The organism is Caballeronia sp. dw_19, assembly GCF_018449515.1.
Taxonomy (GTDB): Bacteria; Pseudomonadota; Gammaproteobacteria; order Burkholderiales; family Burkholderiaceae; genus Caballeronia.
Map to the genome: position 1 here is coordinate 55,001 of NZ_JAAVUQ010000039.1, position 21,865 is coordinate 76,865.

Here is a 21,865-nt window from a genome sequence, read left to right on the forward strand (position 1 = left end):
CCATAGTGCAACTGCAAAACGCGCTAAAGATCGAATAACCCGCGCGGCATTCGCCGCGCGGTTCTTCTGTGCTTTTCGTATTTCCCCGTCCCTCGCTCAATCACCTTGAAACAAGGTGCATAACGAAACATGATGGACTCATGTTTTCGGCGCGCAACAATCCTGATCTTTAGCTTAAATTTACATTTCTTTCGTGCTACGGTAGCGCCCGAATTTGCCGTCGCGCGTGAGTTTGCCGACAAAGCGTGAATCGATGAAAACCGCGCTGAATCGCCCCAAAATCTCCCGACTCGTAGAAGTTAAGCGAAAACACGGCCTTTTCAACCCTGTTGCCTGGCTTGCCGGACACGCGCGCGGAAGCTAATTCCCATAGGGAATTTCGTCGCCTTGTTCCCCCCGGCAAAGCTCAGTAATATCGCGCTACGCTGGTTTTAGCCGGCATCGATCCTGGAGGAAACATGAAGAAAATTGGCCTGTTACGAGGCGCTCGTCTGTCGATGGCTTTAAGCGCCGCCATCGCGGCGTCGCTCGTAACCGCGAGCGTCGCTCATGCAGCACCCATTCCCAACAAAACGCTCGTCTACTGCTCAGAAGGCAGTCCGGCCGGTTTCGATCCCGCGCAATACACCACGGGCACCGATTTCACCGCGAATACATTCACGGTCTATAACCGCCTCGTGGAATTCGAGCGCGGCGGCACGAAAGTAGAACCGGGCCTCGCGGAAAAGTGGGACGTGTCGGCCGATGGCCTGACCTACACGTTCCATCTCCGTCATGGCGTGAAGTTCCAGACCACCTCATTCTTCAAGCCCACACGCGAATTCAACGCGGACGACGTGCTCTTCACGTTCAACCGCATGCTCGATCCGAACCAGCCGTTCCGCAAGGCTTACCCGACGTCGTTCCCGTACTTCACGGACATGGGCCTGGACAAGCTGATCACGAAGATCGAAGCAGTCGATCCGTACACGGTCAAGTTCACGCTGAAAGAAGTCAACGCGCCGTTTATCCAGAACATGGCGATGGAATACGCGTCGATCCAGTCGGATGAATACGCTCAGCAACTGCTGAAAGCGGGCAAGGCGTCGGACATCAATCAGCAGCCAGTTGGCACGGGTCCGTTTATTTTCCGCAGCTATACGAAAGACGCGACCATCCGTTTCGACGGCAATCCTGATTACTGGAAGCCCGGCGTAGTTAAAATCTCGAAGCTGATTTTCTCGATCACGCCGGATGCCGCCGTGCGCGTGCAAAAGCTGAAGAACAACGAATGCCAGGTGATGGCCTATCCGCGTCCGGCTGATATTGCACCGCTGAAGGCCGACACGAACCTCGACACGCCGTCGCAACCGGGCTTCAACGAAGGTTACGTGGCGTACAACACGACGAAGAAGAACGTCGATAACGTCGATGTCCGCCGCGCGCTGGACATGGCGATCAACAAGAAGGCGATTATTGAGTCGGTGTATCAAGGCGCAGGTCAGGCCGCGATTGCGCCAATTCCGCCGACCGAATGGTCCTACGACAAGAACCTGAAGGTTCAGGCGTACGACACTGCGAAGGCCAAGGCGCTGCTCGCGAAGGCTGGTTTCCCGAACGGTTTCGAAATCAACCTGTGGGCCATGCCGGTCCAGCGTCCGTACAACCCGAACGCACGTCTGATGGCCGAAATGATCCAGGCCGACTGGGCGAAGATTGGCGTGAAGGCGAATATTGTGTCGTATGAGTGGGGCGAATACATCAAGCGCGGCCACGCAGGCGAACACGACGCCATGCTGATCGGCTGGACGGGCGACAATGGCGATCCGGACAACTGGCTCGGCACGCTGCTCGGCTGCGAAGCGGTGAACGGCAGCAACTTCTCGCACTGGTGCTACAAGCCGTTCAATGACCTGGTCATCAAGGGCCGCAATACGTCCGACCAGGCGCAGCGCACGGAGGCTTATATGCAGGCGCAGCAAATTTTCGCTGACCAACTGCCGTTTTCGCCGATCGCTCACTCCACGGTGTATCAGCCGACGAGCAAGAAGGTCATCGGCATGAAGATCGAGCCGCTGGGTTACCTGCGTTTCGACGGTGTCGGCGTGCAGTAAGCTGGTAGCAGTACGCTTCGCTTGATGCACCAAAACTAAAACTAGTCGAAAAGGTCCGGCGACAAGGGTCACAAGCCCGCGTCGCCGGTCGCGTTTTTCCTCCCCAAAGAGACGAACCATGTTCCGATTCGTTCTGCGGCGCATAGGCATGGTGATCCCGACGTTCATCGGCATCACGATCCTGGCGTTCGCGTTGATCCACTTGATCCCGGGCGATCCCATTGAAGTCATGATGGGCGAGCGCGGCGTGGACCCGGCAATGCACGCCGAAGCAATGAAGCGGCTCGGGCTTGACCTGCCGCTCTCTGTTCAATATTTCCACTATGTCGGACACGCGCTGAAAGGCGACCTCGGCATGTCGATCATCACGAATACGAGCGTGATGGGCGAATTCATGGCGCGCTTTCCGGCGACGCTCGAACTCGCGATCTGCGCGATGATTTTCGCTTTGGTGATCGGATTGCCGGCCGGCGTGGCCGCTGCGTTGAAGCGCGGCACGGTCGTCGATCATGGCGTGATGGGCACCGCGCTCACCGGTTATTCCATGCCGATCTTCTGGTGGGGCTTGATCCTCATCATGTTCTTCTCCGCGAAGCTGGGCTGGACGCCGGTTTCGGGGCGTATCGCGGTGGAATACGACATTCCGCATCGCACGGGCTTCATGCTGTGGGACGCACTCTTTTCCGACGATGAAGGCGCGTTCAAGTCCGCCGTCAGTCACCTGATCCTGCCGACCATTGTGCTGGGCACCATTCCGCTCGCCGTGATCGCGCGGATGACGCGTTCATCGATGCTCGAAGTGCTGCGCGAGGATTACATCCGCACCGCGCGCGCCAAAGGGCTCGCGCCGGGACGCGTGGTGATCGTGCATGCGCTGCGCAATGCGCTGATTCCCGTGGTGACCGTGATCGGCCTGCAGGTCGGTACGCTGCTCGCCGGCGCCGTGCTGACCGAGACGTTGTTCTCGTGGCCGGGCGTGGGCAAATGGCTCATCGACGCCATCAGCCGGCGCGATTATCCCGTCGTGCAGGGCGGTATCCTGATGATCGCGACGCTCGTCATTCTTGTGAATCTGGTCGTCGACTTGATGTACGGCGTGCTGAATCCGCGCATTCGCCACACGAGGTAAGCCAATGGCCGATATCCAAAATAATCCTGGGGCGTTGATCCCCGTCCCGAGCGGCCGATTCCTCGCCGGCCGGGAATTCTGGGCCAATTTCTCGCGCAATCGCGGCGCGGTTGTGGCCGGCGCGATCGTGCTGATCCTTGTGTTCATCGCTATTTTTGCGCCGTTGATCGCGCCGCATTCGCCTATTGAGCAGTATCGGGACAATGTGAAAATTCCTCCGGCCTGGCTCGATGGCGGTAACTGGCGCTTCGTTCTGGGTACCGATGAAGCCGGCCGCGACATCCTTTCCCGCCTGATGTACGGCGCGCGGCTGTCGTTCTGGATCGGCTTTGTGTCGGTGGTGCTGGCGTTGATTCCGGGCATTGTGCTTGGCTTGATCGCGGCGTTTTTCCAGAAATGGGCCGATACCCCGATCATGCGCATCATGGACGTGCTGCTCGCGCTGCCTTCGCTGCTGCTGGCGGTCGCGGTGGTCGCGATTATCGGACCGGGGCTGATGAACACCATGCTCGCCATCGCGATTGTCGCGTTGCCGGGTTATGTGCGTCTGACCCGCGCCGCAGCGCTGGGTGAATTGCAGCGTGAATACGTGACGGCATCGCGCGTGGCCGGGGCCGGCACCGTGCGGCTGATGTTCTCGCAAGTGTTGCCGAACTGTGCCGCGCCGCTGATCGTGCAGGCCACGCTCGGCTTTTCGTCCGCCATTCTGGACGCCGCCGCGCTCGGCTTTCTCGGCCTCGGCGTACAACCGCCGGCGGCGGAGTGGGGCGCTATGCTGGCCTCGGCGCGTGATTACATCGAAAGTGCGTGGTGGATCGTGACCATGCCCGGGCTTTCCATCCTCATTTCGGTTCTGGTGATCAACCTGCTCGGCGACGGGCTGCGCGATGCACTCGATCCCAAACTCAAACGGATGGCCTGAACATGAGCGATCTACTCACCATCCGCAATCTCGCTGTGAGCTTCAACGGACTCCCGGCGGTTGATCGAATCGATATATCCGTCAAACCCGGCGAAGTCGTCGGTGTTGTCGGCGAATCGGGTTCCGGCAAAAGCGTCACGATGATGGCGCTCATGGGCCTGATCGATGCACCCGGCATTGTCACCGCCGATCAGGTCACGTTCAACGGCGTCGACTTGCTGAAGGCGTCGGCGCGGCAACGCAGGAAGATTATCGGCAAGGACATCGCCATGGTCTTTCAGGACGCGCTGTCGAGCCTGAATCCGAGCTACACCGTCGGGTATCAGATCAAGGAAGTTCTCAAGCTTCACGAAGGCCTGAGAGGCGCGAAGCTGCAACAACGCGCGCTGGAATTGCTCGATCAAGTGGGGATTCCCGACGCGAAGAGCCGTATCGATGCCTTCCCGCACCAAATGTCCGGCGGCATGAACCAGCGCGTGATGATCGCGATGGCCGTCGCGTGCAATCCGAAGCTGCTGATTGCCGATGAACCCACCACCGCGCTCGACGTCACCATCCAGGCGCAGATCATGGAGTTGCTGGTCAAGCTGCAGAAGGAGCGCGGCATGGCGCTCGTGCTGATTTCGCACGATCTAGCGGTTGTGTCCGAGGTCGCGCAGCGCGTGGCCGTGATGTACGCGGGCGAAATTATCGAAACGAATTACGTGCCGACTATTTTCAGCGAGCCGCATCATCCGTACACGGAAGCGTTGCTGGCGGCAATTCCCGAACATAGCCGCGGCGCCGCGCGTCTCGCGGCCTTGCCGGGCATGGTGCCGGGCCGCGATGATCGTCCCACCGGCTGTTTATTCGCCCCTCGCTGCAAGTACGCTGTCGACGATTGCCGCAAGGCGCGGCCGGCGCTCTTTCAACTCGCCCCGAACGATCCGGCAGTGCGCGCACGCTGTATCAAGCCGCTGAACATGGAACTCGTGGCAGAACACGGAGGCGCGCGATGAATGCCGTTCCTGAGACTAACGCCCAAGACGCTAAAGACATCGTCCTCGTCGCCGATAAACTCGCCAGGCACTACAGCGTCAAGCGCAGCATGTTCCAGCAGGGCACGGTGAAGGCGTTGAACGGCGTGTCGTTCTCGCTTGAACGCGGCAAGACGCTTGCCGTGGTGGGCGAATCCGGCTGTGGCAAATCGACGCTGGCGCGTCAGTTGACGATGATCGAAGCGCCCACGTCCGGGCGTTTGCTGATCGACGGCGAAGACGTGGCGAACGCGAATCGCGCGAAGATTGCCGACTTGCGGCAGCGCGTGCAGATGGTGTTCCAGAATCCGTTTGCTTCGCTGAATCCGCGCAAAACCGTCGAGCAAACGCTGGGCGAACCGCTCGCGATCAACACGAAACTGTCGTCCTCCGAGCGCGCCGAGCGTATCGCGCACATGATGCGGACCGTTGGCCTCAGGCCCGAACACGCGGCGCGGTATCCGCACATGTTTTCGGGCGGGCAACGCCAGCGGGTTGCTATCGCGCGTGCGATGATTCTTGACCCGCAGATCCTGGTGGCCGATGAACCCGTGTCCGCGCTGGATGTATCCATTCAGGCGCAGATACTGAACCTGTTCATGGATCTGCAGCAGCAGTTCGGTACAAGCTATGTGTTCATCTCGCACAACTTGTCGGTGGTGGAACATATCGCCGACGACGTCATGGTGATGTATTTTGGCGGTGTGGCCGAACTTGGCGACAAGGCAACCATCTACGCACGGCCGCGTCATCCGTACACGCGCGCGCTGATGTCGGCAACACCCGCCTTGTTCGAAGAAGACCGGCGCATCAAGATCCGGCTGCAAGGCGAAATGCCTTCGCCGCTTAACCCTCCATCAGGTTGCACATTTCATCAGCGCTGCCCGTATGCAATCGATAAATGCCGCGTGGAAGAACCGGCGCTGCGTTTCGTCGATGGACGGCACGTCTCGTGTCACCGCGCCGAGGAAGTCGGGGAGATCGAGGCCTGAACCGCAAACGGCGCGGCAGGTTGCGCGCCGTTTTGCTGCGGGTTTTGCTGCGAGTTTTGCTGTTTCGATGGCAGCGATCCTGGCCGTTGTTTGCGTTGCGCCGCGTTCAGCTTTCGCTGTAACCGGCGCGCGTTCGCCGCCGGGCGCGGCGGTCCCACCCACGTCTGCTACTTCGTTGCCGGGCTCATTGCCCGGATTAAGTCTCCCGCTCGCGCGTCCGGCTCCCCCTGACGTCGACCGTTCCGACGGGACCACCGCCAGTGGTCCGGTGCAAGCGCAACCGGCGCATATGCCGTTCTACGTCGCGACCAAAGGCCAGGTCACTATCTACGTGCTTGGCACGCTGCACGTGGGTTATGCCGACGACTATCCCGCCAGCCAGCCGTTTCGCAAGCTGATTCTCGGCGCGCTCGATGCATCGCCCACTCTCGCGCTGGAAATCTCCCCTGACGACCTGCTCGTATCGGCGGATGAAGTCAGCAAATACGGCGCGTGCCGGGGGCCGTGCCTGTCGCGGTATCTGCCCGATGCGCTGTGGAAAAAGCTGGAAACACGCATGCACGGCAACCCCGCCATGCTCGACGATATCAGCCGGTCGAGGCCATGGCTCGCGTCGATGCTGGTTGAAACCGTCGATACCTTGAAGGCCGGATTCCAGACCGAGTTCGGTACGGAAACGCAATTGCAGAACGTGTATTTGCGGCCGCGCGGGCGGGTGATCGGGCTGGAGACGCTCAACGAACAGATCTCCGCATTCACGCGGCTCACGCAGGCGCAGCAGCGGGAAATGCTCGCGCAGGATCTGGTGCAGACGCCGGCCGAGAATGTTGCCGATGTGAAGGAGCTGCATCGGTTATGGCGGATTGGCGACGCCGATGCGCTCAAGGCATGGGACGACGCCAAGACAGAGAAACTGGCGAGATCGAGGCGGCTTGCCACGCAGATCGATAATCGCGTGGTGGTCGACCGGAACTATCGGTTCGCGGCGCGGATGGTGGCGATGGCCGCGCCGAACAAGCCGGTGTTCGTGGCTATCGGCGCGTTGCATCTTGGGGGTAACCGGGGCGTGCTGGCGTTGCTTAGAAAGCGTGGGTTCATGGTGGACCCGGCTTGAAGTTCCAGGCGTTCGCCGGTCAAATTCTTCACGTGCGCGTGAGAATATCTAAATAGTAAACAATGCCTAGTTTCAAATCGACTATTTATATAATTCTGATTATTTAAATTCATATTAAATGAATTTTAGGAACTGACCTATTTTCCATTATCGAGTTGTGTTTGTATGCTTCACGGCCTGCATGGGTTGGTGGCATGACTTGAAATGTTAGAAAATCCGGCTCATTTCCAGTGATTAATTCGCCGATATCCCGCTGCTTGCCTCGGAATTGTTTTTCAAGATATTGCGGCTTGAAGAACGTCAATTACCCGGCCGGAAAGCGCATCTCCGCCCACAAGGCACAAAACCTGTAGAACCCTCTCGTACCGCGCCCGTAGGCGCAAGGCAAGCGCATCCCTATCTGTTCGAAAAATAAAAAATCCCTCACGTACGGACAAGGATGACTGCAATTCAAATTGCGCCGAATCGCAATTGTTCATTAATAGTATTAAGAATTATCCGGAATTGTTTAAAAATCTTTTTAAGAGTTTCCCTATCTCCGTTCCCGGATTGAATTTGTATGCTTCGCCGAACGTGTAATTTATTGAAAAGACGCATTTTCGTTAGAAACCCGACTCGTATCCAGTAGTAAGTACATTCAGCCCATTTGAACCATATAAGTTATCTGTCATGAATCGCGACAAGACCAATTCCGCAGCCACGGACCGCACCGGGTTTTATCTGGCCCACGTGCACGCAGTAATTTGCGGGGTGGCGCTGGCTGCATCGGATGTACTGGCCATTGCCGTTGCCGGACATGTATTCAACGGCCCGGGTGCGTGGCCCGGATCTCACTTTTTCGAGCGCTTCGATCACGCGCCAGTGGCGGCGTTTATCGCCGGCGCTCTTGCCATCCTGCGATTCGCGGCGCTGCGCCATTACGCGAACCGTCTGCCCATGCTGCGCGAGTTGCGTGAACTCTTTGGCACGCTCGTCTTCGGCTGCGCCTGTCATGTTGGTTTGCTGCTTCTTCGCGGCTATCCGACTGAGATAGTACCTGCAGTGCTGATGTGGCTCTATGCCGCCGCCCTCGTGCCGCCCGGGCGGCTCGCGGTCAAACTCGCGTTGATGAAGATGCGTCTCTGGCAACGCGATCTGTATGTGATCGGAAGTGGTCAGCTGGCGCTTGATGCCGCGACCGCAGTGGAGACCGAACTGCTCATGGGGCTGGCACTGAAGGCGTTCGTGCCCGCAGGAAAGAGCCTTCTACCCAGCGACGCGCGGGTTGCCTCGCTGAGTCCGCTCGATGCGCCGTCGCTTGCCGGGTCTGTCGTCATGGTCGCCCTTGATCGGGAGGACGCCGTCTTGCAACAAGCCTGGCTGCGCGCACTCGGTTCGGTGCCGGCGAGCGTAGTCATCGTGGCTGACGTCCCCGGCGTGCCGCTTCATGGCATGAGAACGACTTATGTGAAGTCGCACGAACTCCTGTTGATGCAAGTTCGCGACAATCTGAGCCGCTGGCATGTGCGCTTCTTCAAACGTTGCCTGGATCTGGCCGGAGCGATTTCCATTTCGATGATGCTCGCGCCGTTCCTTCTTTATATCGCGTGGCAGGTGCGCAAGGACGGCGGGCGGGCGATCTACGGTCACCCGCGTATCGGACGCAATGCTCGCGCTTTCAACTGCTACAAGTTTCGCTCGATGGTGGTCGACGCGAACGCGAAACTGGCCGAGTTGCTTGAGCGCGACCCTGAGGCGAAACGCGACTGGGAGCGCGACTTCAAGCTGAAGAACGACCCGCGCGTGACACGCGTCGGCAACTTTCTGAGGCGCACGAGTCTCGACGAACTGCCGCAGCTCTGGAACGTTATCCGTGGCGACATGAGCCTGGTCGGTCCACGACCGATCGTGCAAGCAGAACTCGAGCGTTACTCCGCTGATGTTCCCTATTACCTGATGGCCCGTCCCGGTATGACAGGGCTGTGGCAGGTGAGCGGCCGCAACGACGCCGACTACACCACCCGCGTGTATCTCGATGCGTGGTACGTGCGCAACTGGTCACTCTGGTACGACATAGCCATTCTCTTCATGACGGTGCGCACGGTGTTCAAGCGCGACGGCGCTTACTAAGTCCTGCTGAATGCTGGCCCTCATTTGACGCACTAAACCCCTATTGCCGCGCTGCCAACAGCTCGCGTTCTGGTTTGTTGCGTCAGCTCCACCCTTACTTTTTCCATTGAGTTATCCACTGTGTCTACCCGTAAAACTCTTGTTCCTTTCGCGCCCGTGACGGCGTGCAAGCGCCCAACGCGGTTCATTGTCTCGCGCTTGGCCGTTGCGGTCGGGCTTGTCCTGGCCCAGTCGCATGGCGCTTACGCGGCGCCCCAGACAGTGGATTCACTCTTGGGCGGCTCCGCCGTCGTGCCGCCGATTCCGAGCGTGCCCGGCCTTCAGTCCGAAAGCTGGAGTTCGAGCCTGACGCCGCGCGTCAATGCTCCCGCGGCCGTCACGCCACCTGCCGCGCAGCAGGCCATCTTTCCGGATAAGGTCGATCGCGAGGCGCTCGATGCAAAGATCGTGGTGCCGGAGCGCAACGAGTACGAGAAGTTCGTTGAGGAAGCAACGGGCAAGAAGCTGCCTCGCTTCGGTGCGACCTTTTTCGCAGGAAGCTCCAGGCTGTCCGGAGCCTCCGTGAATTCAGTGCCGCCCGACTACGCAATCAATGTCGGCGATGAAATCCTGCTGCGAACCTGGGGCAGTGTCGATTCAGATTTGCGCCTCGTGGTCGATCGCGAAGGGTATGTGAACGTGCCGCGGGTCGGCCGTATCGCTGTGTCGGGTGCGCACTACGCTGACCTGCCGAGCCGCTTTCGGTCGGAAATCGGCCGCTATTACGCAAATTTCGACCTATCGATCTCGCTGGGTAATCTGCGTGGCGTGACGGTCTACGTCACGGGGTTCGCCGTGCGTCCCGGCGCCTACGTGGTTAACAGTCTTGCGACGCTGTTGAATCTGCTTGTCGAAGCAGGGGGACCCGACTCGGGCGGCAGCATGCGCGATATCGAACTGCGTCGCGGCGGCGCGCTCGTCGCGACTTTCGACGGCTATCAGTTGCTCCTGGGCGGTGATCGTTCGAATGACGTCTCGTTGCGTCCGGGCGACATCGTCAACATTGGACCGCTCGGCCCGCAGGCGGCTATCTATGGAAGCGTGAACGCCCCAGGCATCTTTGAACTGAAGCCCGGCGAGCACGTGCGCGACGTGATCCGTTTTGCCGGCGGTCTCAATACCGTGGCAGATAGTGAGCGCATCACGGTCGCAACGCTGCGTCAGCGAGCGACGACCGGTGTTGAAGAAGCCCCGCTCAGCAGCCGGAGCGACGCATTGCTGGACGGAGGCGATATCTATCGCATCTACTCCACGGCGGACTACATGGTTCCGATCGCCCGGCAGATGCGGCGGGTACGGATCGAGGGTGAAGTGGCGCGTCCGGGCGACTATCTCGTTGCGGGTACCGAGACCTTGCCCGAACTGATCGAGAGAGCGGGCGGAATGACCGCCGAGGCTTTCCTGTATGGCAGCGAGCTTGTACGCGAATCGGTACGCCGCACGCAGCAGGCGAACTATGAACGCGCGCTGCAGGACATGGATCGGGACATCACGGCGCGGGCGTCGCAACAAGCGAACGCGAAAGAAGAGACCGCCGACCAACGGCAGCAACTCGAAGCGGGCCAGCGCCTTATCGCGAAGATGCGCGAGCTTCATCCGAGCGGGCGCATCGTTCTGGAGACCAAACCCGACGACCTGAGCTTGCCGCCGCTGACCCTGGAAGATGGTGATCGTCTGGTGATCCCGCCGCGTCCCACCACCGTGGGCGTATACGGCAGTGTTTTCAATCAGGGTTCCTATCTTTTCAAGCCGACAGCACAGCTTGGCGATTATGTGAGTCTCGCTGGCGGCGAGCAGCGTACGGCCTATACCGGCGGCGAGTTCGTGTTACGTGCGAATGGCACAACGCGCTCGAACCAGCAAGGATGGTTCAACTCAATCTCGTCGCTGGACGCTATGCCCGGCGACACCGTTTTCGTCCCTGAAGATCTCGAGCGCGTCACCTGGTGGCAAGGCACGAAGGAACTGACGACGATCCTTTACCAGTTCGGTCTGGGCGCTGCCGCACTCAAATTCCTGATCAACTGAAGTCGATACCGTGAACTCAACTTTCCTTCCATCATCCGTCGTGTCGGCTTGCGCGTGGTTCGCGCGCGGCTGGCGTATCCTCGTGCTGCCATGCGTGGCGTTCATCGCCGCCGTGGCCGTGTTTTTTGCTATCCCGCCTACGTTTACTGCCAAAACCTCTTTTTTCCCGCCCGCTCAATCGCCCAGTGCGGCGTCCGGTCTCTTCAATCAGTTGAATGCTCTCGGCGTCAGCGGTGCGGGTGCCGCCAAGACGCAGGCAGAGCAGTACGTCGCCATGCTGAAGAGCCGCTCGGTTGCCGACGCCCAGATAACACGATTCAACCTCACGCGCGTCTACGGGTTGAAGCTGCCTGAAGACGTGCGGCGCAAGCTCGCGCAGCAGACGAACGTGTACCTGTCGTCGCGAAGCGATTTGATCGAAGTCAGCGTCGATGACCTCGATCCGCAGCGCGCGGCGCAAATGGCGAGCTATTACGTCGAGTCGCTGACTGATCTGCTCGGCCGTGTTGCCGTGACCGATGCAAGGCAGCGCCGCATGTTCCTCGAAAAGCAGGTCGACGAAACGCGAGCAGCACTTGATAAAGCCGAGAAGTCGTTGCGCAGCGCCGGCGTGTCGCCATCGGCTGCGCAGCTCGAACCGGGCGCTGCCGTCGGCATGGTCGCGCAGATGAACGCGAACATCGTCGCGCAGGACATCAAGCTGACGACGCTGCGCTCCGTGGCAGGCGAGGCGAATCCGGCGACGCTTGCCGCGAAGAGTGAGCTTGCCGCGCTCAAACGTCGTCTGGACGAAATGCAGGCCGGGGCAAAGAACACGGTCGACGACCAATACACCGGGCTTTATCGCGACTACAAGTACAACGGTGCATTGCTCGAACTGCTCGCCACGCAACTGGCGTCGGCGCGTATTGATGAAGCGCGCGATGGTAGCTCGCTGCAAATCGTCGATTTCCCGGTCGTACCGCAAAAGAAGAGCAAGCCTAGCGCGTTGTTCATCCTTGGCACGGGTCTCGCCTTTGGTGTCGGATTGACGCTGCTCGCATGGTTCGTTACACGTCAAGCACGCGCTCAAGCGACTTCGGGAGAGAGCAGATGACTTATGCTCAGCAAGTAACTGCTCGTTCCGCGCAAAGCATACGGCGAGTGTGCCTGAGCGGTGGCCGCGAGGTCGGCGGGCTACAGTCGTTCGCGACCAATGTGGCAGCCGGATTCGACGCGCTGGGCATTCCCGGCGAGGTCGTCGGCCGGCCGCTCGACATGCTGCGCCGCTGGAAAGACCTGCGCGATCCGACGGTGCTGAAGATTTTCAGCACCTGGGCCATATTCCTGTGTCCGTTCGCACGTAACGCGATTGGCGTCGCGCATGGTTTCCCGCGCATCGACGCACAAGGTACGTTCAAGTTTCTCGCCATCCTCGCGAGCTTTCGGATGGCGCAGCGGTACGCACGGCTGGTCGCTGTGTCGGCGTATGTGCAGCGGCATCTTGCCGGCCTCTTCGATATCCAGTGCGCCGCCGCCGTGCACAATCCGTTGCCGCCATGCTGGGCGTCTCATCAGAGCGATGACCTCGCGACGCGAAACTTGATCACGTACGTTGGGCGCCTTCATCCGGTAAAACGTGTCAGCGAGTTCTTGCCCGCGGTGATCGACTTGCTTGACGCCGACGCCACGCTAGAAGCGATGATCGTTGGATCGGGCGAATGCGAAACCGAACTGAAGCAAATAGCGAATGGGCATCCGCGCGTGCATTTCGTCGCGTCGATGTCGTCCGATGAAGTCATGGAAATTCTGGGGAAGACAAAGGTGTTCTTCTCCGGATGCGACACCGAAGCGTTCGGCATTTCGCTGCTTGAAGCGGCGGTCTCGGGTTGCAATCTGGTGACGACCGGTTCGGGCGGCTTCGTGGAAGTTGTCCTTGATGCAATCAACAAGACGACCTTTCTGCTGTCTCCCAATTTCACACGCGAGTCCTGTCGCGTAGCGCTTGCGTCTGCGCTCGCTGCGCAGGGCGTGCGTCTATCCGATGCGGCGTTCATGCCGGAGTCCATCGCGCGCCAGTATCTTGCTGTTGCGCAGCAGGCAAACGGCGGCCGATCATGAGCACGGTATCTGTACTGATCGCCGTCTACGCCAAAGACGATCCCGAGCTATTTCGCGACTCGCTGCGTTCCAACGTGCTTGATCAAACCGATATGCCGGACCAGCTCGTGGTCGTGGTTGACGGGCCAGTCGGTGACGCAATAAACAACGTGCTCGAAGACGCGCGCATTGCGTTCGATGCATGCCGCGGACCTGACTTCATGACGGTCCTCCGGTTGCCGAAAAACCGCGGTGTGGCGGCCGCGATGAATCGAGGCATTCCGTCCTGCCGATGCGAGCTGATCGCACGCGCCGACGCGGACGACATTTCCTATCCCGACCGTTTTCGCCTGCAAAAGGCGGTATTGGCCGAGCATCCGGATGTGGACGTCGTCACTGCGTGGCAGCACGACTTCAGCCTCGATGAGAAAAAAATCGTGGCGGTCAATCAATGCCCCGAATATTCCGAACAAATCAATGCACTGCTGCAGTTGCGCAACCCTGTTTGCCAGCCAAGCATGATGATTCGCGCCAAGGTCTTTCGCCTGCACGGCACTTACGATGAAACGGTGCCGTTGCTCGAAGACTACGAGCTGCACCTTCGATGGACATCTCAAGGCGTCCGTTACCGCTGTATTCAGGAACCGCTCGTGCGAGTCAGCGTTTCTTCCGCGCTTTATCAAAGGCGTGGCGGACTGGCTTATGCACGGCGTGAATTTGCCTTTCGCATGAATGCCGTGAAACGCGGGCTTTTGTCCGGTGGACCGCGTTTCTATCTTGTCGCGACGCTCTATCTGCTGTTCCGATCCGTGCCCGCAGGCGTGCGCCGCCGTCTCTACGTCCTGGTGCGTGCCCGCGCAAATGAAGAGGTGGTGCTGTGATCAAGGGTTCGCGGATCGTTGATCCTCTTTTCATCTTCCTGGTTGGCGTCGCAGCCTTCTGGGTCGTTCCGGAAGGTATCCGGATCGTGTACTTCAACACGTACCAGGATGACTCCGTATACGGCTACCTGGCGCTGTCGGCTTGCGTGGTTGCAGTGAGCTACGTGCTCGCTGCCGCCTGGTTGGGCAGGAAGGCTGCCGACACGCGGCCACCCGCTGATCGCGATGCGGCACTGCGCTTGTCAGCGCGCGTGATCACCTATCTCGCGCCTGTTTGCATGTTGCTGGCCGCGGCTTTCGTCGGCATGCGCTGGGGCACGGAATATGGCGAAGGCGACAGCATGCCGTACGTCTTCCAGATCTTCTTGTACGCACATCTCTATACGTTCTTCTTTTATCTTCGATTCGTCGACGAAAACGAGGTGAAGTCCCGGCGTTTCATACTGTTGTCGCTGGCAGTATTGCTGCCGCGTCTGTTGATCTCGACGCACTGGGGTCGTTTTTTCGTCGGCCAGGCGATGTTGCCGTTCGTCTTCGCGCTTCTCGTAGGCGGCCATGTCATGGTGCGGCTGCGGCATGTGCTGATCATCGTCCTCGGCGCAGGTTGCATCTATTTCGTTCTACCCATGCTTCGTGGCGACGACGTCGGAGGTCAGGGCACGGAGAGCGTCTTGCTCTTTATCGCGGGAGGCGGTCCGGTGCACCTTGTGGGGCAGGTCGAAGACGTGGAGCAAGCCTATCCCAACGTCAATTTTCTGATGACCGGTCTGGTTGGACCGTTTGCGCCGAACCTGCTGTCCGCGGAAGAGCGCATCGATATCTGGGGGCAGGAAGGCGCTCCCCTCACGCTCGACCGGGCCTTCGCAGAGATGGAGGGCATCGGCTTCTATTCGCTTACGGGCCCAGGGTCAGTCTATGTTGCGGACTTGCTGGTGCTCGGTGGCATGGCGGCACTGATCGCCGGCTCGATCGTGATTGGCGGGTTGCTGGCGTGCGCACGCAGCTTATATAAATTACCGGTGCTGGTCTCGCTGGCGCTATTCGATATTGTCAGCAAGATTGTGTTTTTGCCGCGAACCAGCTTTACCTATCTCATCGACCGGATTGCCGTTCTTACGATCATCTGCGGCTTCATGCTGTACTGCGTGCGTCGCATCGGCTCGGCAAAGTGAGCGGGCTGTTGCGCGTGGCATCGCTGAAAGCGCTGCGGTCTCATAGCGACCTATTGCTGTTCCAGGCCGGAAACTGGCTGTCGGGTCAGATACTCTTCGCCGTGTTCAGCGCTTTCGCGGTGCACGGAGCGCTGGCCCATATCGCGTTCGTCGAAACGGCATCGGCGTTCTTCGGCACGACGTTCGCGACCATCGCGTTCAGGATCGGCTTCGAGTCGGCGATGAAAACGCGCGTGCTGGTGGCTGCACGCTTCGCCGTGCTTTTCGCAATGGCGCTGGCCGCGTTCTTTGACGGGATCGAGTGGAAATGGGTGATCGGCGTCGCGCCGTCGTTGTTGACGCCGGCCCATTTCCCGGTCGTTTTCGGCGCAAAGAAGAGGGCGGTCGTGCTGCTCGTTGGCGCTCGGCTGCTTGCTTGCGCGGCGTGTGTCGGCTTCGCGCTGTCGTCGTCAATGGCGTTCGCGGTGTACTTCGCCCCGGGAATCGCCTACGCGCTTTCGCTCTACCTGTTTCACTTCGGCGACTGGGCGAGGCAACCATCCGATGGCCGTCAAACGCGCGGCGTCAGTACGGGCGGTTCAGCGCTCGATGTTTTTCTGTTCTTGCCCGTGGCTAGTGCGGGACTCTTTTTCATGCAGGCATCGATCGTCGCGAACATTGCGGCCGCGTCGCCGGCGCTTGCCGTAGTCGAGCGACTGGTGCGCTCCGGATATTCGCTTGCGTACCCTTATCTGATGCGCGTTACGCGCTTTGATTATCTGTTGCGAAAAACAGTAGGACTGCTGGCGTTCGCGCTTCCGGCGGCAGCAATCGCAATCAGGGTCGCGCCCTGGGTGGTTGTGGGCATTTGGGTTCCTGTTTCGATCGATCTGGTGACGACCAACCTGTTCAGGCTCAGTCAACGGCGTCTGCGCTTGCTCGCTGTTTGGGTGATTTTATGCGCGGCCCTGTGGGAGGGAGCCGCTCGATTCCACTGAGCGCAGCCGGCTTGAGTTTCGTATTCTCCAAGCCGGCCGCGTCGCAATCACATCACAGGAACATCAGCCAGTTCAGCAAGAAGATATTCACTACCAGCATGGACAGCGCGGTTGGAATCTGCACTTTGATCACCGCGTTTTTGTCAGGTAATTCCAGCAGCGCTGCCGGCACGATGTTGAAGTTCGCGGCCATCGGCGTCATCAGCGTGCCGCAGTAGCCGGAGAACATGCCGATCGCGACCATCGTGGCCGGATTGCCGTGGAATACGCCGACCAGGATCGGCACGCCTACACCGCCCGTCATCACCGGGAACGCGGCGAAGCCGTTGCCCATGACCATCGTGAAAAGCGCCATGCCGATGCAATACACGGCGACCGCGACCAGACGGTAATCGAGGTTCACATACGCCGTGGTCACGTGCGCGACCGCCTTGCCCACGCCTGCATCCGAGAACACGAGACCCAGCATGCCGAGCATTTGCGGCAGGACTGCGGCCCATGAAAGCGCATCGACCAGCCGGCGCGTTTCTTTCATCGATTGGCCGACGGTATCGCGCGTCATCACGCAGGCCACGCCCAGTGCGACGATACAGCCGATGCCAAAACCCATCAGCGTGACGTTCTTCGGATCGAGCAGCGGCTTGCCGCCGAACACGAGGTAACTCGCTGCCAGCGTGAGAACCACCGTCACCACGGGAATGGTCAACGCGGGCACGAACAGCTTGTTGCCGAGACGCATGGCGCTTTGGCGGCGCGCTTCGTCAGAGAGCATTTTGGGCTTGCCGGCCGTGACGCCGCCAAAGCCTGCTATCAAGGCCATGGCAACAACCAGCACGCCGACCACATTGGCCGGCAGCCAGTCGCCGATCAAAAATATCAGCGCGTACACGAGCCAGAACGTGCCGGTGGTGAGGCGGCGCGGGTGCGACTTGTCGACGTAGATCATGCCGGCAACAACGACCAGCACGATGCCCAGCAGATAGAACAGATAGTTGAGCGTGAGTGTCATGCGGTTTCTCCGCGAACGTTTTTGGTCAACGCGCCGAGTTCGCGATTCAGCCGTCGATCGAGCAGCCACAGCCGGAAGCCGTGAATCAGGAATGCGCAGATCGCGGTGGGGATGCCCCATACGGCGACGTGCAGCGGTTCGACCACGATCCCCGCTTCCTTCAGGAAGGTTGTCATCAATACGATTGCGCCGAATGCGACGAAGATGTCCTCGCCGAAGAACAGGCCGACGTTATCGGTCGCGGCGGAATACGCGCGCAGCTTGAAGCGGGTTTCATCGGAGAGCTTGCCGAAGCGTGCTTCCGCTGCGCCTTCGGCCATGGGCGCGAGCAGCGGCCGGACCATTTGCGGATGTCCGCCGAGACCAGTCAACCCGACTGCCGCCGTCAATTCGCGAATCAGCAAATAGACGATCAGCAGACGTCCAACGGTTGCCGCCTTGATGCCGGCAATCCAGATTTGTGCACGTTCACGCAGACCGTGCCGCTCCAGCAAACCGATCACGGCCAGCGGCAGCAAAATGATGAGCGGGATGTTGCGCGTCTTGAGAAAACCCGTACCGATCGCGGTGAGGATGCGATCGATGGGGAAGTGCGCCGCAAGGCCGGTAATGATGGCGGCGGCGGCCACGATCAGCATCGGATTGAAGCGCAGGATAAACCCCACGATGATGACGGCCACACCTATCAGTGGCCATAGGTTGACAGCGGTTCCCATAAGATCTCCAAGTGATCGGGCTAATGCCCCGGTAAGGGCTCTTCCGCCGTTGGACGAACCGCTTGCTTCGAGCGGGGCCGTTCCATTGGCTTGATAAAACGGCTCTACTGGCCGCTTACGAAAACGCCCCGCCAATACGCGAGGCATTCAGGTTCCTTGAGGCTTCAATCCGACCCGCTGCAGGAGACAAGCGCAAGCAGCGAGTCAGCCATTCGATCAACGTCAAAACCGCTAAAGACCGTGCATCAAACCTCGACTGCGTGCGCAGCACGAACTTCGATACCCGCCTTTTCGAGTGCCCCGCGAATCCGCCGGGCGAAAGCGAGCGCGTGCGCGCCGTCGCCGTGAAGACAAACCGTCTGCGCATTGATCGGCACCCATTCCCCGCTGACCGCCTGGACGCGGCGCTCCGTTGCCATTGACAGCGTGCGGGTGAGCACGGCTTCTTCGTCCTCGAGCAACGCGCCGGGGTCCTTGCGCGGCACGAGCGACCCATCCGCCCGATATCCGCGGTCAGCAAAAACTTCCTCGATCGCGACCATGTTCGCCTTGCGCGCGGCATCGACGAGATTGCTGTTCGCCAGCCCGAACACGAGCAGCGAAGGATCGAAATCGCGAATTGCCGCGACAATTGCCTCGGCGATTTCCGGGTTCTTCGCGGCCTGGTTATAAAGCGCGCCGTGCGGCTTCACGTGCGACATGCGGCCGCCCTCGGCCTTCACGATCGCTGCCAGCGCGCCCAGCTGATACAACACGCCCGCGTAAATCTCCGACGCGGGAAGATCCATTTCCTTGCGGCCGAAATTCTCGGGATCGTTGAAACTCGGGTGCGCGCCAATGGCGACACCTTTCGCGACAGCCCAGCGCACGCAATCGCGCATGGCAGTGGCTCCGCCCGCGTGCCAGCCGCAAGCAATATTCGCGGAGCTCACGAGATCGAGCAGCGCTTCGTCGGTTCCCATGCCTTCGCCGAGATCGGCGTTCAGATCGATTTCCATCTTCGTTCCCTGTTCACTTACCGGTCGAGGCGTTCCGCGTGCATCGCGATAGCCGATTCAACCTGTTTCACATACATGCGCTCTTCGGCCAGCGCGTGACGCGCGGCTTCAACCGTTGTTTCGATAAAGCGCACACCGCTGTTGAGCCTCGCTTGCGCGAGCTTCCACAGGTCGGCCTTGATCACCGAGCCTATTTTTGGATATCCGCCGGTGGTCTGGGCATCGCCCATCAGCACGATCGGCTGACCGTTCGGCGGGACTTGAATCGTGCCGGGCAATACGGCGTGGGACAGCAGGTCGGCTTTATCGCCGCGTTCCAGGACCGTGCCGGCAAGCCGGAAACCCATGCGGTTACTGTTCGGCGTGATCGTCCACTCCTCGTTCCAGAAGTCGCGCTGGGCCGTCTTCGTGAAGATTTCGTATTCGGGACCGCGCAACACGCGGATCGGCAGCGACCATGAATTGCCCGGCGTGTGTTTGCCGCGCCGCAGCGGTTCTTCCACGTACACGAACTTGCACCACGCGGGCGCTTTCACGCCAAAAGCCGTTCCCGCCGATGAAAACGCCGCGCTCTTGTTCGGCAGCGGTACGCCCGTAGCCAAACGATCGCCGTCGCGTAATGCGCGGCCGCCGAGGCCGCCAAAACAGGCGCCGAGATCGGTGCTGCGGGAGCCGAGCATGGGCAGGACGTCGATACCGCCCGCCACGCACACGTAACCGCGCATGCCGTGCCGGGCGCCGCGCAGCGTCAGTTCCTGGCCGGCTTGAACCGGCAGGCTCCACCACGAGTAGACGGGTTTGTCGTCCAGTGTTGCCGCGAAATCCGTGCCGGTGATCGCCACGCGCGTGGCGCGTGTGAAGCGCAGGCTGGTGGGTCCGAACGTCAGTTCGATGCCGGCCGCATCTGGCCTGTTGCCCACGATCCGGTTGCCGATTTCCAGCGACAGCGCGTCGAGTGCGCCGCCCGAACTGACACCCAGGTGCCGATATCCCGCGCGGCCGAGATCCTGCACGGAGGAGAGCATGCCGGCGCGAATGACGTCGATCATGCGAGCACCTCCAGCGCGGTAAAACGCACGTGATCGCCGGGTTGCATGAGCGTGGGCGGGTTGCGGGCGGGATCGAAGAGCTTGAGATCCGTGCGTCCCAATAGTTGCCAGCCACCTGGCGACGCCGCCGGATAGATGCCCGTCTGCTCCCCGCCGATACCCACCGACCCCGCCGGCACTTCCAGCCGCGGTTTGGAGTGACGGGGCGCGTGCAGCGTGGGATCGAGGCCGCCGAGGTAGGCGAAGCCGGGCTGAAAGCCGAGGAAAAATACGATGTAATCGGCTTGGGTGTGACGCTTCACGAGTTCATCGATGCTCAGGTCCAACTGTTTTGCCAGCGATGCAAGATCGGGTCCGTCAGCGCCGCCGTAGCGCACGGGGATGTCGATTTCTGCTGTGCCCACCTCGACTTCGGCTGCTTGCTCCCAAGCGGTTTTCATTTGGCTGGCGAGCTCGGCGGAGTCGGCCAGGAGGGGATCGAAGACGAGCGTGAGGTTGTTCATGCCCGGCACGACTTCCACGACGTGCGGCCACAGGCGCGCCGCGTCGGCGAGCGCCCACATTCGGCGCTGGCATTCGAGCGTGGCGGGCGGCGGTGCAACGCAAACCAGCGCGGTGTCGCCGAGTGGGTGAATTTTGGGTGGTGTCATGCTGGGTTTTGCCGGTAATCGAGCGCGCACTTTGAGCGAAAGGCAAAAGCAAGCCGTCTCGACGCTAGCTCGGGAATGTACATTGTCAATAATTTATCGACAAATTATCAATAAGAATTTAGGCGTTGCGATGAATTTCGTTCGATACGCTACACTCGCCGACATATTGTTCCGTATAGATATCCATGCCCCGTCATCCGACCAAGATCGTTTCGTCCGAGCATCTCGTCTCTGAAACGAGCGCCGAGTTGTCCGAGTTCGAATATGGCCTGATCATGGCCGGCAATGCGTTCAACCGCTGGATGGTTCGATGCATGTCGGCGGCGGGCGCGAAGGACATGACGGCGGTGGAAGTATCGCTGCTGCATCATGTGAGTCATCGTGACCGGAAGAAAAAGATTGCCGATATTTGCTTTGTTCTCAATATAGAGGACACGCACGTTGCCAGCTATGCCATTAAGAAGTTGATGGCGCGGGGCTATGTGAAGAGCGAAAAAGTGGGTAAGGAGGTGTTCTTTTCCGCAACGCCGGCGGGGCGGGAGTTGTGCGGGAAGTATCGGGAGGTGCGGGAGAGTTGTTTGATCAGCACGTTGAAGGAGAGCGGGCTGACCAACGAGCAGATAGGCGAGGCGGCGCAATTGCTGCGAAATGCTTCCGGTCTTTATGATACAGCGGCGAGGGCTGCAGCCTCGCTATAGGTTTTTCGTTCGCACTGTTTGGGGTTTTTGGGGGGTGGTCGGGGGGCTATTCCGGGGTTGTTAGGTTCAGGGGTTAGTGGTCGGGGTCTATGCTGGGGTGGTCGGTTCTGGGGTTAGCGGTCTGGGTCTATGCCGGGTTGCTGCTTTCGGCCGTGGTGGTCTGCGAGAGTCGGATATTCTCTTTATCACTATTA

The 21,865-nt window shown here is 60.0% G+C and carries 18 protein-coding genes and 1 pseudogene; 14 read left to right on the forward strand and 5 right to left on the reverse strand.

What is annotated here, in order from left to right; translation table 11 throughout:
* Window positions 1-458: 458 nt before the first annotated feature.
* The 13 genes and pseudogenes from HB376_RS33415 to HB376_RS33475 all read left to right on the forward strand — a co-directional run bounded on the left by HB376_RS33415 (window position 459) and on the right by HB376_RS33475 (window position 16,551).
* Window positions 459-2,093 carry an ABC transporter substrate-binding protein gene (locus HB376_RS33415; protein WP_213767931.1) on the forward strand — a complete coding sequence of 545 codons (1,635 nt, stop codon included), beginning with the start codon at window positions 459-461 and terminating at the stop codon, window positions 2,091-2,093.
* Window positions 2,094-2,211: 118 nt separating this feature from the next.
* Window positions 2,212-3,222 carry an ABC transporter permease subunit gene (locus tag HB376_RS33420; protein WP_213767932.1) on the forward strand — a complete coding sequence of 337 codons (1,011 nt, stop codon included), beginning with the start codon at window positions 2,212-2,214 and terminating at the stop codon, window positions 3,220-3,222.
* Between the two features lie 4 nt (window positions 3,223-3,226).
* Window positions 3,227-4,144 carry an ABC transporter permease subunit gene (locus tag HB376_RS33425; protein ID WP_089162568.1) on the forward strand — a complete coding sequence of 306 codons (918 nt, stop codon included), beginning with the start codon at window positions 3,227-3,229 and terminating at the stop codon, window positions 4,142-4,144.
* Between the two features lie 2 nt (window positions 4,145-4,146).
* Complete coding sequence (locus tag HB376_RS33430) at window positions 4,147-5,142, forward strand: ABC transporter ATP-binding protein (RefSeq protein ID WP_213767933.1); 996 nt, start codon at window positions 4,147-4,149, stop codon at window positions 5,140-5,142.
* A complete protein-coding gene (locus HB376_RS33435) occupies window positions 5,139-6,152 on the forward strand; it encodes a peptide ABC transporter ATP-binding protein (protein ID WP_213767934.1) in 1,014 nt (337 codons plus the stop codon). The genes HB376_RS33430 and HB376_RS33435 overlap by 4 nt, the downstream gene beginning before the upstream one ends.
* 241 nt (window positions 6,153-6,393) lie before the next feature.
* Window positions 6,394-7,266 (forward strand): annotated as a pseudogene (locus HB376_RS33440) (TraB/GumN family protein); the annotation flags it as partial.
* A 669-nt stretch (window positions 7,267-7,935) separates the two neighbouring features.
* The gene (gene wbaP, locus HB376_RS33445; protein WP_213767936.1) at window positions 7,936-9,375 is read left to right on the forward strand and encodes an undecaprenyl-phosphate galactose phosphotransferase WbaP; all 1,440 of its coding nucleotides are present in this window, start codon (window positions 7,936-7,938) and stop codon (window positions 9,373-9,375) included.
* 261 nt (window positions 9,376-9,636) lie between these two features.
* Complete coding sequence (locus HB376_RS33450; RefSeq protein ID WP_213767937.1) at window positions 9,637-11,442, forward strand: SLBB domain-containing protein; 1,806 nt, start codon at window positions 9,637-9,639, stop codon at window positions 11,440-11,442.
* 10 nt (window positions 11,443-11,452) lie between these two features.
* A complete protein-coding gene (locus tag HB376_RS33455; RefSeq protein ID WP_213767938.1) occupies window positions 11,453-12,538 on the forward strand; it encodes a lipopolysaccharide biosynthesis protein in 1,086 nt (361 codons plus the stop codon).
* A complete protein-coding gene (locus HB376_RS33460) occupies window positions 12,535-13,542 on the forward strand; it encodes a glycosyltransferase family 4 protein (RefSeq protein WP_213767939.1) in 1,008 nt (335 codons plus the stop codon). The genes HB376_RS33455 and HB376_RS33460 overlap by 4 nt, the downstream gene beginning before the upstream one ends.
* On the forward strand, window positions 13,539-14,402 hold the full coding sequence (locus tag HB376_RS33465; protein WP_213767940.1) for a glycosyltransferase: 864 nt from the start codon (window positions 13,539-13,541) through the stop codon (window positions 14,400-14,402). Before HB376_RS33460 ends, HB376_RS33465 begins: the two co-directional genes overlap by 4 nt.
* Entirely contained in the window at window positions 14,399-15,574 is a 1,176-nt protein-coding gene (locus tag HB376_RS33470; protein WP_213767941.1) for a hypothetical protein, read from the forward strand. Before HB376_RS33465 ends, HB376_RS33470 begins: the two co-directional genes overlap by 4 nt.
* Window positions 15,571-16,551 (forward strand): hypothetical protein, encoded by a 981-nt coding sequence (locus HB376_RS33475; RefSeq protein ID WP_213767942.1) that lies wholly within the window; start codon window positions 15,571-15,573, stop codon window positions 16,549-16,551. The genes HB376_RS33470 and HB376_RS33475 overlap by 4 nt, the downstream gene beginning before the upstream one ends.
* A gap of 52 nt (window positions 16,552-16,603) precedes the next feature.
* Here HB376_RS33475 and HB376_RS33480 read toward each other — a convergent pair whose 3' ends face one another.
* From HB376_RS33480 to pxpB, 5 genes are all read right to left on the reverse strand, one after another.
* Complete coding sequence (locus tag HB376_RS33480) at window positions 16,604-17,560, reverse strand: DUF979 domain-containing protein (protein ID WP_213767943.1); 957 nt, start codon at window positions 17,558-17,560, stop codon at window positions 16,604-16,606.
* On the reverse strand, window positions 17,557-18,276 hold the full coding sequence (locus HB376_RS33485; protein ID WP_213767944.1) for a DUF969 domain-containing protein: 720 nt from the start codon (window positions 18,274-18,276) through the stop codon (window positions 17,557-17,559). The genes HB376_RS33480 and HB376_RS33485 overlap by 4 nt, the downstream gene beginning before the upstream one ends.
* A 245-nt stretch (window positions 18,277-18,521) precedes the next feature.
* Window positions 18,522-19,274: a 5-oxoprolinase subunit PxpA gene (gene pxpA, locus HB376_RS33490; protein ID WP_213767945.1), complete on the reverse strand. Its 753-nt coding sequence runs from the start codon at window positions 19,272-19,274 to the stop codon at window positions 18,522-18,524.
* 17 nt (window positions 19,275-19,291) lie between these two features.
* Window positions 19,292-20,323 carry a biotin-dependent carboxyltransferase family protein gene (locus HB376_RS33495; protein WP_213767946.1) on the reverse strand — a complete coding sequence of 344 codons (1,032 nt, stop codon included), beginning with the start codon at window positions 20,321-20,323 and terminating at the stop codon, window positions 19,292-19,294.
* A complete protein-coding gene (gene pxpB / locus HB376_RS33500) occupies window positions 20,320-20,973 on the reverse strand; it encodes a 5-oxoprolinase subunit PxpB (RefSeq protein WP_213767947.1) in 654 nt (217 codons plus the stop codon). Before pxpB ends, HB376_RS33495 begins: the two co-directional genes overlap by 4 nt.
* Window positions 20,974-21,158: 185 nt before the next feature.
* On the opposite strand from pxpB, the gene HB376_RS33505 reads away from it, so the two are divergent.
* Window positions 21,159-21,671: a winged helix DNA-binding protein gene (locus HB376_RS33505; protein WP_213767948.1), complete on the forward strand. Its 513-nt coding sequence runs from the start codon at window positions 21,159-21,161 to the stop codon at window positions 21,669-21,671.
* The last annotated feature ends 194 nt before the right edge of the window (window positions 21,672-21,865 follow it).

Excerpts from the sequence above, each read along its gene's own strand:
- HB376_RS33415 (WP_213767931.1), top strand. The coding sequence starts at position 459 with ATGAAGAAAATTGGCCTGTTACGAGGCGCTCGTCTGTCGATGGCTTTA.
- HB376_RS33420 (WP_213767932.1), top strand. The coding sequence starts at position 2,212 with ATGTTCCGATTCGTTCTGCGGCGCATAGGCATGGTGATCCCGACGTTC.
- HB376_RS33425 (WP_089162568.1), top strand. The coding sequence starts at position 3,227 with ATGGCCGATATCCAAAATAATCCTGGGGCGTTGATCCCCGTCCCGAGC.
- HB376_RS33430 (WP_213767933.1), top strand. The coding sequence starts at position 4,147 with ATGAGCGATCTACTCACCATCCGCAATCTCGCTGTGAGCTTCAACGGA.
- HB376_RS33435 (WP_213767934.1), top strand. The coding sequence starts at position 5,139 with ATGAATGCCGTTCCTGAGACTAACGCCCAAGACGCTAAAGACATCGTC.
- wbaP (WP_213767936.1), top strand. The coding sequence starts at position 7,936 with ATGAATCGCGACAAGACCAATTCCGCAGCCACGGACCGCACCGGGTTT.
- HB376_RS33460 (WP_213767939.1), top strand. The coding sequence starts at position 12,535 with ATGACTTATGCTCAGCAAGTAACTGCTCGTTCCGCGCAAAGCATACGG.
- HB376_RS33465 (WP_213767940.1), top strand. The coding sequence starts at position 13,539 with ATGAGCACGGTATCTGTACTGATCGCCGTCTACGCCAAAGACGATCCC.
- HB376_RS33480 (WP_213767943.1), bottom strand. The coding sequence starts at position 17,560 with ATGACACTCACGCTCAACTATCTGTTCTATCTGCTGGGCATCGTGCTG.
- HB376_RS33485 (WP_213767944.1), bottom strand. The coding sequence starts at position 18,276 with ATGGGAACCGCTGTCAACCTATGGCCACTGATAGGTGTGGCCGTCATC.
- pxpA (WP_213767945.1), bottom strand. The coding sequence starts at position 19,274 with ATGGAAATCGATCTGAACGCCGATCTCGGCGAAGGCATGGGAACCGAC.
- HB376_RS33495 (WP_213767946.1), bottom strand. The coding sequence starts at position 20,323 with ATGATCGACGTCATTCGCGCCGGCATGCTCTCCTCCGTGCAGGATCTC.
- pxpB (WP_213767947.1), bottom strand. The coding sequence starts at position 20,973 with ATGACACCACCCAAAATTCACCCACTCGGCGACACCGCGCTGGTTTGC.
- HB376_RS33505 (WP_213767948.1), top strand. The coding sequence starts at position 21,159 with ATGCCCCGTCATCCGACCAAGATCGTTTCGTCCGAGCATCTCGTCTCT.